Genomic DNA, 13,937 nt, shown 5'->3' on the forward strand with positions numbered 1-13,937 from the left:
GGCAATCTACCTGTCGCTGTCGAGCGCGCGGGCGAGTTCGACGAACTCGTCCACGAGCAGCGTCTCTGCGCGCCGCTCGGGATCGATGCCAACCGCCGGCAGCAGCTCGACCGCGCCTCTGACGGATTTGAGGCTCTGGCGCAGCATCTTGCGCCGCTGACCGAAGGCTGCGGCGGTCAGCCCTTCGATCGTCTTCATGCTCGCGCCGCCAGGCTGTTCTGCCGGCACGACGTGAATCACGGCGGACATCACCTTGGGCGGGGGCACGAAGGCCGAACGGTGGACGTTGAGCGCGATCGACGGGGTCGAGCGCCACTGCGCCAGCACCGCGAGCCGTCCATAGGCTGTGCTGCCGGGACGAGCGACGATGCGTTCCGCCACTTCCTTCTGGAACATCAAGGTTAGCGACCGCCACCAGGGCGGCCAGGCATCGAGCGACAGCCAGCGCACGAACAGTGCCGTGCCCACATTATAGGGCAGGTTCGAGGCGATATGCGCGCCGTCTCCCGCCTCGGCCCGCTCATCGATCTTCATCGCATCGGCGGAAATGACCCGCAGCCGTCCGCTCGAGGCGACGTTGAGTTCCTCCAGCGCGGGCAGGCAGCGATCATCGCGTTCCACCGCCACCACCGATGCGCCTGCACCGAGCAGGGCGCGCGTCAGGCCGCCGGGACCTGGGCCCACCTCATAGACCATCTGTCCGTCGAGATCGCCGGGTATGCGGGCGATCCGGTCGAGCAGCTGGCCATCGAGCAGGAAATTCTGGCCGAGCGCCTTGTTAGCGCTGAGCCCATGCCGCGCGATCACCTCGCGCAGCGGCGGCAGGCTCTGCAATCTACCGCTCATGCGTGGAGCAGGCGGTTCCGGGCCGCTTCCGCCGCCAGCTTCAGCGCGGCGATCATCGCGCCGGGGTGCGCCTGATTTGTGCCGGCAATGCCGAACGCCGTACCATGGTCGGGGGCGGTGCGGACGATCGGCAGGCCGAGGGTCATGTTCACCCCCTCGTCGAAGTGCAGCGTCTTGAGCGGAATCAGTGCCTGGTCATGATAGAGACATAGCGCGCAGTCATATTGCGCCCGGGCGCGTGCGTGGAACATCGTGTCGGCAGCCAGCGGCCCGGTCACGTCGACACCTTCAGCGCGCAATATTTCGATCGCCGGCAGGATCAGCTCGATCTCTTCGCGACCGATCGAACCGCTTTCGCCTGCATGGGGATTGAAGCCGGCAATGGCGAGGCGGGGCCGTTCGATCCCGAAATTGCGGATGAGCCCGCGTTCGGTCGCGCGGGCCTTGGCGACGATCAGGTCGACCGTGACCAGATTGACCACCTCGCGCAGCGGGACATGGGTGGTGATGGGTACGGCCCGCAGCGTCGGACCGGCGAGCAGCATCACCGTGTTGGCGGCGGACACACCGCAGCGTTCGGCGACGAACTCGGTCTGGCCGGGATGGGTGAAGCCGATCGCATAGAGCTGCGCCTTGGCGACCGGTGCCGTCACCAGCCCGCCCACGATCGGCGAGCGGGCCAGGCCAGCGGCGAGCTCGAGCGAGTCCAAAGCACAACGCGCTCCGGCCAGGTCGGGCTGGCCGGGCACGATATCGGCCGTGTCATGAATCTGGATCAGCGGCAGCGCCGACGAAAAACAGCCCATGGCCTCGTCCGGGCTGGAGATCAGGCGGATAGGGCCGGACCATACGGCCTCGATCGAGCGCTGGTCGCCGACGGCAAAAAAGGGCGCCAGATCATGCTCATGCCGCGCGTCCCAGGCTTTGGCCACGATCTCGGGACCAATGCCCGCCGGATCTCCGAGGGCGACGGCGAGGGGCGCTATGTCCATCGCGTCAGCGATACTCGATCACCGCATCGCGCCGCAGGTCGCGAAGATAGCGCTGGGCCCGCCGGTTGACCCGGTCCTGCTCGATCTGCGACTGAATCTGCTCGAAGGACGGACCCGAGGTCGGCGCGGGGTCGTCGCGGCCACAGAGGATCAGTGCCCGGACGCCGTCCTTGAGCGAGCCGAAGGGTGGGGTTGCCTGTCCGACCTGCAGATTGAGCATCAGATCCTGCAACTGGGGCGGCAGGTCGCGGATGGTCATCTGGTCGTTGTTGACCACGTCGGCGCCCACCGACTGGGCGACCTCATTGGCCTTGCCGCAGCCCTGGATGTCCTTCACGGCCTTGGCGAAGGCTTCCAGCTTCGGCGTGGCCTGTGCCTGGGTGATGTTCGGCGGGAAGGTGACCGTCAGCTGCTTGAGCAGCAGCTGCGCATCGCGCGGGTCGACACCCAGCACCTGGCGCTTGTCGATCAGTAGCAGGATCGAATAGCCGCCGGGCACGGCGATGGGCTGGCTGATCTGGCCGTTCTGCAACTGCGTCACGACGCCGGACAGCTGCTCAGGGAGCTGTTCGGCACGAACCCAGCCGAGATCGCCACCGACCGCTGCGGTCGAGGCTTCGGAAAATTGGCGCGCATAGGCGGCGAAGGACGCGCCGCGCTGGATCTGCTCGATGATGCGCTGCGCATTGGCGCCAGCTTCGCCCATCGTCTCGGGCGTGGCGGAGAGGAAGATCTCGCCGACATGATATTCGTTTTCGCCCTTGGAGGCCTTCAGGCGATTGATGATCGCATTGACCTCTTCCTCGCTGACCGCGACGAACGGCTCGATCCGGCGGCTGAGCACGCGGCGCCAGGCGGCCTCGCCCTCGATCTGCCGCTTGATCGACAGTTCCGACGATCCCTTTTCACGCAGGAAGGCTGCGAAGTCCTTGGGTGTCTTGCGGAAATTGGACGCGACGCGGTCGTAGGTCTGCTGCACCTCTTCGGGTGCGACCTCGATCTTCTGCGCCTTCGCTTCCTGGATCTGGAGGGTTTCGTCGATCAGGTTGCGCAGCACCTGAAGCCGCAGGCGCTCGAGTTCCTCCTGCGGAATGCGCCCGCCATTGGCAGCAACGACGAGCGCAAGGCGCTGTTCGACATCGGTCTGCGTGACGATCGTGCCGTTGACGATTGCCGTGGCCGTACGGACATTGGGATCGCGGTTGCCGAAGACGGTGATGTCCTTCGGAATGTTGAGTGCGCCCGAGATATCCTCATTGGGTTCGCTTGCCATCTGGCCGGACGCTGGCGGGGCCAACAGCGCCAGGGCTGTCACCGCATAGAATAGCTTCCCACTCCGACCCAGCTTCTTTCCGCGTACCAAGACCTAATCCTCGATGAGTGTCGAATGCGGTGCTTATTTCACCGATCCGCTGAATGCACGCTTAGCGGCCCAAATTCTTGAGCGCCAGTCGCAACAGATAAGTGTTCCCCCGCCGGGCGTCGCCGATCGCGGCATATTCGCGGCGCCAGGTGACCCCGACTTCGATGCAGTCATCGTCGTAGAGGATGCCGAGACGGTGCCGGATCGGCTGATAACCGTCGGACAATGTCGTCGGATCTTCCTTCGGCCCGGTGAGGTCGATAACCGTCGATCCGAACACCGACCAGTAGCGCGCAATCTGGACGCGTCCGCCGAGGCGGACCTCCTCGCGGTCGCGCAAATCCTCGATCGTCGAGGCGATGTCGCGATTCAGCTTGAGATAGCCGATCAGGGCGTAGGTCTTGCGCGTGCCGATCGTCGCATCGATCTCGTTGCGACGGACGGCGAAATTGTCCTTGTCCAGCCGGAAACGGTGGGTCAGCTCGAGGAAACGCCCATATTTGAGCGTCGTACGCCCGACGATGTCGGACAGCCGATCGGACAGGCCGGTTCCGACCGGCAGCAGGCTGGGTTTGTTGGTCAGGCGGTAGCTCTGCCCCACCACCGTATTGAACGAGATGCCGGGCAGGTCGACCGACCATTCCGCGCCATAGGTGACGCGGCTGCCATCTTCCCACCGATCATAGCCCGAGAAGCGGTTGAGCGCGAAGAGGTTGGAGTCTTCCAGATCGATCGCGCGCGCATCCTCGTTGGGAATGCTCATATTCTTGGTCTTGGGACTGGCGACGATCTGCACGCGCGGGGTGATCCGCTGGGTGCCCGCGAAGAACTCGCCGATGAGCGGCCATTTGACGTCGACCGCCAGCGCACCGATGCCGCGCGGCGTCCAGCCCGGATCGCCACGATAGCTGATGGTCGCAGTCTGGCCGACCTGATCAGTGTGATAGATGTCCCCGCGCAGATAGCCGGTCAGGGTGATTTCCTGGCCCAGCGGCGTATAGCGGCGCAGATTCCATTCGGCTGCGGCGAAGGCGCGCTGGGTGTCCTGTCCGCTGGTCCGGATCAGGGCGAGGCTGTTGAGCTGCAACTGCAGCACGCCGCCTATGAGCGGGTCGGTCATCCGCAAGCGATAGTCGATCGCCGGCAGCGCGATCGGCTGCTGCCCCTGCGGGTCGTTGATCCGCAGCGTCTGGACGGCCCAGCCCTTGATCGACAAATAGCTGTCGGCGTCGATCCGCTCGGCCTGGATCTGGCTGCGCAGCCGATCGTCGCGCGAGATGTCGTAGCGCCGCATGAAGGTGCGGTCTGTCGTTCCCCGGATCGATCCGGACACCGTCCAGTAGTCGCCGAACTGGAAACGGCCGTTCGCATCGATATAGCCGCGGACATCGCGATTGCTGTCGAGCGGAACGCCTGTCGTCGCCGACGAACGCGAACTGTAGGTCAGCATGCCGGCCGCTTGCCAGGCGCCGTTGCTCGTCAGGGCGCGATATTGTGCTTCGATTGCCGGCAGCACCTTCGAATAGACGCGCGGCGTGATCGTCAGGTCGCGGTTGGGAGCGAGCTGGAAATAATAGGGCAGGGCCAGCTCGAACCCGTTGACCCGGCCATATTGAATGTCGGGCAGGAGCAGGCCCGATCCGCCGCCACCGCTGCCGTCGGGATGCGAAAGACCGGGCAGCCACAGGATCGGCGCACCGAGAAAGCTGATCCGTGCGCCATCATAGGTGATCCGGTGCTTGTTCGGATCATGGACCACGCGCACTGCGCTGATCTTCCAGATCGGCTCCTTCGGACAGCCCTTGCTGTCGACCACCGCGCAGGGGGTGTAGACCGCCTTGTCGAGCGTGCTGACCTCGTTGCGACGAGCCCCATGCACGGCGGCGAGACGACCGCCGTCGTTGAGCACGAGCAGCAGATTCTCGACCACGCCATCCTTGAGCGTATCGGTCAGTTCGACCGAATCCCCATAAACAGTGTCGTTCGAAGCGTTGACGATCGCGACATTGCCTTCGGCACGGACCACGCCGGTCTTCTGGTTCCACTGGACGCTGTCGGCGCGCAGACGGGCGCCCTGGCGCATCATGCGGACATTTCCGGCAGCGGTCACGACCTCGCCATTGCTGTCATAAGCCAGCGTGTCGGCGGCGAAGGTGACCTCCTCCTCATCGGTGGGAGTCGGCGCATCGCCCTGCAGCGGCGCGGGGGCTGGCTCCACCAGATTGGGCTGCGCGGCGATGGCGCCGCCGGCGGCAAGCATGGGCAGAGTGGTCGCCAGGAGGAACAGATATGGCTTTTTCACGAATCCCCACATGACGGGCCGGCGGCAAGTTTCCCCGGCAGTCTGCACGATGCCCCTGCCGCCTATCGCACCAGCGCGCCGCCTGCAATGGCCTGCGCGGCGGTCCGATCCTCCGGTGCCGTTGCGGCCTGCCCGCCGGTTCCCTAGATGGAAGGTGACATTGACAGAAGGAAACCGCTTCGATGCGCATTAGTTTCGCCGACGTCCGGCCGAATGCTGCCCACACGCTGGCTATCGTGGTGGCGCCCGGCACCTTGCAGGGATCGGCGCTCGCTTCTCTGCCTGAGGCAGCCCAGACGCTGGGCCGGGCCGCGGCCGCAGCCTTGCGCTTCGATGGTGAAGCCGGAGCGGTCGTCGAATATTTCGCGGAGGTCGAAGGGGCCGCGCGCCGGCTGCTGCTCGTGGGCCTCGGGTCGAAGAATGACTATGAGAAGGCGGGCGCCGCACTCGTCGCCAAGCTGCTCACATCGGGCGAAAAGACGCTGGTCGTCGACCTGGCCGCAGCGGCCGGCGCGAAGTCGGGTGAGGCTGCCGCCGCCGTGGCGACGGGCGCCACGCTGCGCGCCTGGCGGTACGACACCTACCGGACGAAGCTCGACGCCAAACAGCGCCCCTCGCTCGAAGAGATTGTGATCGTCGGTGGTGGTGCCGAAGCCGAGGGTCGCTGGACGGCACATTCGGCGGTGGTCGAGGGCGTCGCCTTCACCCGCGAACTGGTGACCGAGCCGGGCAACATCATCTATCCCGAGAGCTTCGTCGAACGCTGCCGCCCGCTCGAAGCGCTGGGCGTGAAGATCGAGGTGCTCGATCGGGATGCCATGGCGGCGCTGGGCATGGGTGCGCTGCTCGGCGTGGCCCAAGGCTCGGCCCGCGCTCCGCAGATGCTGATCATGCGCTGGGACGGCGGCGATGCCGGCAAGGCGCCGGTCGCCTTCGTCGGCAAGGGCGTCACCTTCGATTCCGGTGGCATCTCGCTCAAGCCGGGTGCCGGCATGGAAGACATGAAGTGGGACATGGGCGGCGCCGGTGCGGTCGCGGGCGTCATGAAGACGCTGGCACTGCGCAAGGCCAGGGCCAATGTCATCGGCGTTTGCGGACTGGTCGAGAATATGCCCGATGGGCTCGCCCAGCGGCCGGGTGACGTGGTGACGTCGATGTCGGGCCAGACGGTGGAGGTGATCAACACCGACGCCGAGGGGCGCCTCGTCCTGTGCGACGCGCTGACCTGGGTCCAGAAGACCCATGGTCCGAAGACGATCGTCGATCTCGCCACCCTGACGGGTGCGATGATCGTGGCGCTCGGCCATGAATATGGCGGTCTGTTCGCCAATGACGACCTGCTCGCCGATCAGTTGCTGGCGGCCGCGACGGCGTCGGGCGACCGGCTGTGGCGGATGCCGCTCGGTGACGCCTATGACAAGCTGATCGACTCGCCGATCGCCGACATGAAGAATGTGGGACCACGCGAGGCCGGCTCGATCACCGCTGCGCAATTCCTCAAGCGTTTCGTCGATGACGGCGTACGCTGGGCCCATCTCGACATCGCCGGGATGGTCTGGGCGTCGAAGCCGGGCACGACCTGGGATAAGGGCGCGACCGGCTATGGTGTTCGTCTGCTCGATCGCTTCATCGCCGATAATTTCGAGAATTGATCACCCTTGCCCGTCGAGCAGTTCCCTAAGCTCGGCGGGCAGGTCGACATCCTTCGCGAGCCCCGGACGGTCGATCACGTTCACTGTCCGGCTCTGTCTCATCGCCGCCTCGAAATGGCGACGATAACTATCCGGTCCATAAGCGAATTCGATCGCGTCGGGCGGGCATAGTGCCAGCGCATTGGTGCCGGTGCCATGGCGGTCGGGCGCGATCACGACTTCGCCTGGGGCAGCCAGAAGCGCCTCCAGGTCGGCGACGTCGAGATGGGGCAGATCACAGCTCAGCGTGACCAGACGCTCTGCGCCGCGTTGCGTAGCGACAGCGCGGGCTTGCGCGAAGGCCGTGTTCAGATCGGTCCCGCCCTCCTCGATCGCATCGACACCCGCGGCGCGCGCTGCCGAAGCCAGATCGGGCGAGCGTGTCACCAGCAACAAGTTCCTTGTCTCGAAGGTCTTGCACGCCACATTGAGAACATGACTGAACATATTGATATTCAATCGGTATCTCTTGGGGGCTGTCAGGGAATCGGCAAGTCTGCTCTTGCCCTCCTCGGGCGGTCGCGCCGCGAGGACGCACATCGTCCTCATCGTTTCAGCGAACGGGCAAATGCCAGCACCTCGCGAGCAAGTCGCTGCTGGCCTGCATCATCGCGCATCAGCGTATCGGTCACGAGGACAGGAAGGTCCGGGCAGGAAGCTGCCGCGTCCGCGCCGTCGATGACGAGTGCGTCGACCACGTCGCCGAGGCAGGAGATCAGACCCTGTGGATTACAAGGAATATGCAGCTCCTTGAATATCTTGGCGGCCGGCCCTTTGATCGCGTCGCCGTCGATGAAGGGCGACACGGCAACCACCGGCGCGGGCGAACGTCGCAGCCGGTCCCGGACGTCGCCGATCGCCAATATGGGAGCGATGCTGAGGATCGGGTTGGACGGGCAGAGGATGACCGCCTCGAGAGCGGGATCGTCGAGCGCCGCATCAAAAGCGGGTGAGGGCCGTGCCGCTTCCGCGCCTTCGAAGCGGATCGACGTGAACACCGGCTCGGCGCGACGGCGCACGAAATAGTCCTGAAAGGCGAGCACGCCTTCTTCGCTGTGGACGATCGACCGCAGGCGGTCGTCGGTTGCCGGCACGATGGGGTGAGCGATGCCCAGCCGGTCGGCGATATGGCGGGTGACGTCCGACAGGCTCTGCGTCTCAAGAAGCGTTCGGCGTATGATGTGCGTCGCGAGATCGCGGTCACCGAGATTGAACCAGTCTTCGCCGCCGAGATCGCGGATCGCGGCCATGAAGCTCCAGCTCTCACCGGCGAAGCCCCAGCCGCGTTCACGGTCGTTCCGTCCTGCGAGCGTGTAGCAGACGGTGTCGAGATCGGGGCAGATCGGCAGACCCAGATGCTCGAAGTCATCGCCGACATTGACGACCACCAGCAGGTCGTCCGGCGGCAGACAGGCGGCGAGACCATGGGCCATCCGTGCCCCGCCGACGCCGCCAGCGAGCGCGACGATCATGGAAACAGGTCCAGATGGCGGGGACGGATCAACTCGGCGGCACTGCCGTCGCGCTGTGCCAGTTCGACGCCCCGGACAAGAACGATCGGGCGACCCTCGTCCGCCTGGCCCATGACCAGCGACGCTGCTGCCGCAACTTCGTCCGCCAGCCCCAGTTCGCTGCTCGCGAGCGGCCGGCCGTGAAGATCGGGCTGGCCGCGCAGGTCGAGCAGACCGGGCATGCCCGCGAGGCCGATCGCCGTCCCGGTCGTGCCGGTGCGCCAGGCGCGGCCGAGGCTGTCGACGATCAGGACCGCCGGGGCGACGCCCGTCGCCGCCTTCAACCCCTCCCGGATTCTTGCCGCGCTCGCATCGGGATCGACCGGCAGCAGCAGGGCGGCCTCTCTTTGCTGGTCGATGTTGGACTGGTCGATGCCGGCATTGGCCAGCACGATGCCGAGACGGTGCCGGACGATCAGCGCGCCTTTGCGCACCCGCATGACCTCCTGGCTTTCCGACAGGATCAGCTCGACGAGGCGCGGATCCTTGTCGCATTCGGCCGCAAGCTCGATCGCTTCAGGGGAGGGGGCAATGCTGTCGAGCGCAACGAGCCGATCCTCGGCCTTCGAGACGATCTTCTGTGCGAGCACGATGATATCGCCATCGCAGAGCCGTTCACCGGTCGCGTGCAGCGCGTCGACGGTAACTGTTGCCAGATCGCAGCCCGGCGAGATCATCGGTACCCTGTCGAGCGCGCAAAGTGTGACGGTGGCTTGGCGGGTCATCGGGATGTGACAGCCGGTGGACCGGACCGAACGCCCAACACGGACCGCGCCGCTCGCTCGGTTCGCTTCAGTAGCCCGCCTCGATCGCGATCCGGATCGCCTCCGCGCCGGTCCGCACGCCAAGCGCGCGCAGCATCGCTGCACGGTGCATCTTGATCGTGCGTTCGGTCAGGCCGAGATCATAGGCGATCTGCTTGTTGAGCTTGCCCGCGGCCATGGCGACCAGCACTTCGCGCTGCCGGTCCGAGAGGCCGGCGATCTTGTCATGCGCATTTTCGCGGCGCGGCGAACTGCCCAGCGCGGGATCCTCGATCTCGACCTGCGAGCCTAGAAAATACTCGATCTCGCCATCGGCTCCGAAGATCGGCGCGACCAGAACCGCATTGCGGAACGGCGTACCGTCCTTCTTGTAGTTCAATATCTCGACCATCACCGGCCGCTGATTATGGACGCCGCTGCGCAGCGCCTGCGTCAGCCAGGGTTCGGTGTTCGCCCCGCGCAGGAAGCGGCAGTTGCGCCCGATGATCTCGTCACGGGAATAGCCGGTGAGAGCCACGAAGGCGTCGTTGCATTCGACAATGGGATTGTCGGGCAGGCGGGGGTTGCTAATGACCGCGGCGACCGCGCTCCCAGCTATCATATCAGAAACAGACATCGCGCCTTCCGTAGCAGTGATTTCGCCGCCGGATAATCCCCATGGCCCTTTGGACATGTTGCTGCATCGGCCCCCCTGTCGGCAAGACAAAGCTGCACCGGCATTACCGTTTTTCTCCCGATGCTCACGAAAGGGCTGTCCGATGAACTACTTCTCGCCCGGGCTTGGGGAAAAGGATGAAGATGGCAAGGTGATCGTCCCGACCCATGTTCAGGACGCAATCCGCACCTTGATCGAATGGGCCGGCGAGGACGCCGACCGCGAAGGCCTGCGCGATACGCCCGCCCGCGTCGGGCGCGCCTGGCGGGAATATTGCGAAGGCTATCGTGAGGATCCTGCGCTCCATTTGACGCGCACCTTCGAGGAGGTGGCCGGCTATGACGAGATCGTCCTGCTCAAGGACATACCGTTCCAGTCCCATTGCGAGCATCACATGGCTCCGATCACCGGCAAGGCTTCTATCGCCTATCTGCCCCGTAATCGGGTCGTCGGCATATCGAAGCTCGCCCGTGTGCTGCATGGCTTCGCGCGGCGCCTCCAGATCCAGGAGCGACTGACGGCGGAAGTCGCCCAGTGCATATGGGAGAACCTCAACCCGCATGGCGTCGCAGTCGTCATCGAAGCGCAGCATGGCTGCATGACCGGACGCGGCGTCCGGACACCGGGCGTCGGTATGGTCACGAGCCGTCTGCTCGGCTGTTTTCTGGAAGACAAGAGCAGCCGCAAGGAATTGCTGTCGCTCATGGGATATTGATGAAACGGGTTGCTATCGTCGGAGCCGGCATCGCCGGCCTTGCTTGTGCCAAAAAACTGCAGGAACGCGGAAGCGAGGTCGTCCTGTTCGACAAGGGCAGGGGGACGGGCGGACGCATGTCCAGCCGACGCGTCAACACGTCGCAGGGCGCCGCGAGCTTCGACCATGGGGCGCAATATTTCACCGTCCGGGAAGCCGCTTTCCTGGATGAGGTCCGGCATTGGCAGAAGGCCGGACTGGCCGAGCCCTGGGCCGAGGCCGGCGCGGACGCCTGGGTCGGCGTTCCGACGATGAACGCCCCGCTCAAGCATCTGGCCGAGCATCTCGATGTCCGTCACCTCCACCATGTCGACGGCCTGATGCACGGTCGGGACGGCTGGTGGGTCAAGGTCGGCCCGGAGAAGTTCGGGCCCTTCGATGCCGCCATCATTGCGGTGCCGGCCGAACAGGCGGCGGCGCTGGTGGGCCTGCACGACATCGCCATGGCGACCCACGCGATGATGGCGCGGTCGCAGCCCTGCTGGACCGCCATGATCGCCTTCGGGGACCGGCTGTCGATCGACGGGGACCATCTGCGCAACCGCGGCCTGATCTCCTGGGCCGCCCGCAACAGCGCCAAGCCCGGCCGTGATGGCCCGGAAAGCTGGGTGGTGCAGGCAGGCGGCAACTGGTCCGCGCGCAATGTGGAGATGGAAGCCCCGATCGTGGCCGGTGTGCTGCTCGACGCGCTGGTCGCCGAAGCCAAGACCGCCGCGCCGGAGATATTGAGCATCGCCGCCCACCGCTGGCGCTTTGCGATGACGCGTGGCGCCGATCAAGGTTCGCTCTGGAATGCCCGGCTTCAGCTCGGTGCCTGCGGCGACTGGCTGCTCGGCCCCCGCGTCGAATTCGCCTGGCTCTCGGGCCGCTCGCTCGCCGACATGATGACCCAGGGCGCCGCCGCCCGACCGATGGTGGCATCGCGCCCGCACGCCTGACTTTGCGATGTTGTCATCTGATCAATGATCGCGCCGCTTAGGGCAAACATAGTAAAATATGTTCCACCGTGCGCGCTTCGGAAAGCACATAGCCGGCTGCTTCTTCTAAATGTCGATCGTGAACCGCAATTGTGCGAGACGTCCGGCAATCATGTCATAGGCGCCAGCACCGCGCAGATCGAATCCCTCAACGTCGAAGATATTCGAGACCGATAGACGCAGGGATCCCTTAGCAGAACCGAGGTTTACTGGGATGCGCCCTCCCAGATCGACCAGTGTCTGTGAAGGAATAGAGACCGCATTGTTCGTCGTCGCAGTCACGCGGCTCCGGTGGGTTACGCGGATATCGAACGATACACCGGGATTCGCGGTTGGCCGCCAGTCCAGATTGATGGTCAGGTTGCGGGCGGCAAAGCCGACCGGGCGATCGCCCACGATCCCTTGATCGACCGCCGCGCCAGTGACGCGCGGGCGTAGGAACACGCCTCCCGCAACCAGATCGAGCCGGGGCGTCAACGCGCCGTTCAACGACAGCTCAACGCCTTGGTTGCGGATGGTACCCAGTGCAGTGAAGCGATTGTTCGCGTCGATGTTGAAATAGGGCTTCTCAAGATCGAACCCGCCTGCAATCAGCTTCAGGCCCGGAGTAAGCATCCAGCGGACGCCCCCGTCGAACTGTCGTGTCCGGATCGCGGGCACGGGTTCACCCCGGTTCACGGCGTTGGAGGGCGCGAGCCCGCTTTCCTCCAGCCCCTGTGAAAAGCTGCCATAGATGACCAGCGTCTCGCTGATTTGCCCCGCGGCGGTCGCATAGAACAGCCAGGGGTTGGACTGCGTCAAGCGGCTGCCGGTGTCCGATCGATCGACCTGCTTGCGGTAATCCGTCTTCTGCACGCCGATCGAAAGCTCACCGAGGCCTCGCCAGCGCAGGTCATACGCAAGGCCGCCGGTCCATTGTTCGATCCGGTCGCGCGATTGCCGGCGGAATGTCAGGGGCGGTTCGGGAATGAAGACGCGCTCTCGCAAGTCGCGCGGACCGAGATCGACGCTGGCCGACCCGTCGTAGCGCTGGAAGCGATTGCGGTAGCGGATCGTGGCGTAGATCCCATGTAGTCGGTCGCCATCAACGATGCCTTGCGCTATCCGCACCTCGCCGCTGTCCGAGGCGAAGCGAGAGGGCGGATCGATGAGTACAAGATGATTGAACCGTCCGTCGGGCTGAAGGTCGAGCGCCAGATTGACGGCGCTGCGATCGTCGGAAAAATAGGAATGGAAGAGCCCGGCTACGATGGTAGTCTGCGGGCCGACACGAAAATTCGCTGTTCCTCCATAGAGTCCGCCAGTCCCGGTGTAGGCCGCCCAGTCCGGCCCGTTGAAGCGGCGGCGTGGAATGCGCGGTGGCAGATAGTCACCGCCGGGCACATAGATCTGCCCAGCATCGTCGTCGCGCACATATGACCGCGACCAGAACGGTGTTAGCGCTATGTCCGGGGTTGGCGTCCAGCGCAACACGATTCCCTGGTTGTCGGAATAGGCATTGGTCGCATTGTAGAACTCGGTCTGTGCGATGAACGCCCCGAATCCCAGACTGAGTTTGTCGCGTGTAAGCGGCACCACGGCATCGACTTCGGCGGAAACGCTGCCCCAATGATCTGCATCGACGAGCACCGACGCGCCCGCTTCATTGCCTGGCTTGCGGAGCGCATAATCGACCACGCCAGTCGGCGCGGGAAAGACGAACCCCTGTGACGCCAAGCCGACTCTGATCGTCGTAGATTGCCGGATGCGGGTAATCGGCCGGAGAAACTGGTCGAAGTAGATGCCGTCGATCCGGGCGTTGCCAGCGTCTATCGGCGAGAAACCTCTAATGTCGCTGCTACTGTAAAGACCGAGTTCTTCTCGTCCAATGCTGACTCCGAAAGCGTCCTCGGCTTGCGTCACGGCGTTCTCATTGGCGCGCAGCACAGGGAGCGGCGTCTGTTGACCGGATGGCGCAGGCTGCTCATTGCGTGGCAGCGATTGGGCCATCACGGGAACGGGCGAGGCGATAGCTGCGATCAAATAGCTAAGCCGCAACGCTCTTCCCCTTGCCACAGTGATATGTTGTCACATACCATTCAC

General features: G+C 64.8%; 12 protein-coding genes. 3 read left to right on the top strand and 9 right to left on the bottom strand.

What is annotated here, in order from left to right; genetic code table 11:
- Nucleotides 1-6: 6 nt before the first annotated feature.
- The 4 genes from rsmA to ACNI3R_RS06190 all read right to left on the bottom strand — a co-directional run bounded on the left by rsmA (nucleotide 7) and on the right by ACNI3R_RS06190 (nucleotide 5,461).
- Nucleotides 7-846, bottom strand: a complete 840-nt coding sequence (rsmA, locus tag ACNI3R_RS06175) for a 16S rRNA (adenine(1518)-N(6)/adenine(1519)-N(6))-dimethyltransferase RsmA (protein WP_426180847.1) — start codon at nucleotides 844-846, stop codon at nucleotides 7-9.
- Nucleotides 843-1,838 (bottom strand): 4-hydroxythreonine-4-phosphate dehydrogenase PdxA, encoded by a 996-nt coding sequence (gene pdxA / locus ACNI3R_RS06180; protein WP_426180849.1) that lies wholly within the window; start codon nucleotides 1,836-1,838, stop codon nucleotides 843-845. Before pdxA ends, rsmA begins: the two co-directional genes overlap by 4 nt.
- Before the next feature lie 4 nt (nucleotides 1,839-1,842).
- Nucleotides 1,843-3,201, bottom strand: a complete 1,359-nt coding sequence (locus tag ACNI3R_RS06185) for a peptidylprolyl isomerase (protein WP_426180851.1) — start codon at nucleotides 3,199-3,201, stop codon at nucleotides 1,843-1,845.
- A gap of 61 nt (nucleotides 3,202-3,262) precedes the next feature.
- Entirely contained in the window at nucleotides 3,263-5,461 is a 2,199-nt protein-coding gene (locus tag ACNI3R_RS06190; protein WP_426181469.1) for an LPS-assembly protein LptD, read from the bottom strand.
- Between the two features lie 224 nt (nucleotides 5,462-5,685).
- Here ACNI3R_RS06190 and ACNI3R_RS06195 point away from each other — a divergent pair, with 224 nt between their 5' ends.
- Nucleotides 5,686-7,155, top strand: coding sequence for a leucyl aminopeptidase (locus ACNI3R_RS06195; RefSeq protein WP_426180853.1), 1,470 nt, complete (start codon nucleotides 5,686-5,688; stop codon nucleotides 7,153-7,155).
- Here the strand turns inward: ACNI3R_RS06195 and cofC are convergent, their stop codons facing one another.
- From cofC to ACNI3R_RS06215, 4 genes are all read right to left on the bottom strand, one after another.
- Nucleotides 7,156-7,743 carry a 2-phospho-L-lactate guanylyltransferase gene (gene cofC, locus ACNI3R_RS06200; protein ID WP_426180855.1) on the bottom strand — a complete coding sequence of 196 codons (588 nt, stop codon included), beginning with the start codon at nucleotides 7,741-7,743 and terminating at the stop codon, nucleotides 7,156-7,158. It abuts the gene before it with no gap.
- On the bottom strand, nucleotides 7,740-8,666 hold the full coding sequence (gene cofD / locus ACNI3R_RS06205; protein WP_426180856.1) for a 2-phospho-L-lactate transferase: 927 nt from the start codon (nucleotides 8,664-8,666) through the stop codon (nucleotides 7,740-7,742). The genes cofC and cofD overlap by 4 nt, the downstream gene beginning before the upstream one ends.
- A complete protein-coding gene (gene cofE / locus ACNI3R_RS06210; RefSeq protein WP_426180858.1) occupies nucleotides 8,663-9,430 on the bottom strand; it encodes a coenzyme F420-0:L-glutamate ligase in 768 nt (255 codons plus the stop codon). Before cofE ends, cofD begins: the two co-directional genes overlap by 4 nt.
- A gap of 67 nt (nucleotides 9,431-9,497) precedes the next feature.
- Entirely contained in the window at nucleotides 9,498-10,085 is a 588-nt protein-coding gene (locus ACNI3R_RS06215) for a PAS domain-containing protein (RefSeq protein WP_426180860.1), read from the bottom strand.
- Between the two features lie 142 nt (nucleotides 10,086-10,227).
- Between ACNI3R_RS06215 and folE the strand changes: the two genes are divergently transcribed.
- Both folE and ACNI3R_RS06225 read left to right on the top strand, forming a co-directional pair.
- Entirely contained in the window at nucleotides 10,228-10,839 is a 612-nt protein-coding gene (gene folE, locus ACNI3R_RS06220) for a GTP cyclohydrolase I FolE (protein ID WP_426180861.1), read from the top strand.
- Nucleotides 10,839-11,816, top strand: coding sequence for an NAD(P)/FAD-dependent oxidoreductase (locus tag ACNI3R_RS06225; protein WP_426180863.1), 978 nt, complete (start codon nucleotides 10,839-10,841; stop codon nucleotides 11,814-11,816). Before folE ends, ACNI3R_RS06225 begins: the two co-directional genes overlap by 1 nt.
- A gap of 105 nt (nucleotides 11,817-11,921) precedes the next feature.
- Here the strand turns inward: ACNI3R_RS06225 and ACNI3R_RS06230 are convergent, their stop codons facing one another.
- Nucleotides 11,922-13,892 (bottom strand): TonB-dependent receptor, encoded by a 1,971-nt coding sequence (locus tag ACNI3R_RS06230; protein ID WP_426180865.1) that lies wholly within the window; start codon nucleotides 13,890-13,892, stop codon nucleotides 11,922-11,924.
- Nucleotides 13,893-13,937: the final 45 nt, after the last annotated feature.

It is taken from the genome of Rhizorhabdus antheiae (assembly GCF_049889055.1).
Classification (GTDB): Bacteria; Pseudomonadota; Alphaproteobacteria; order Sphingomonadales; family Sphingomonadaceae; genus Rhizorhabdus.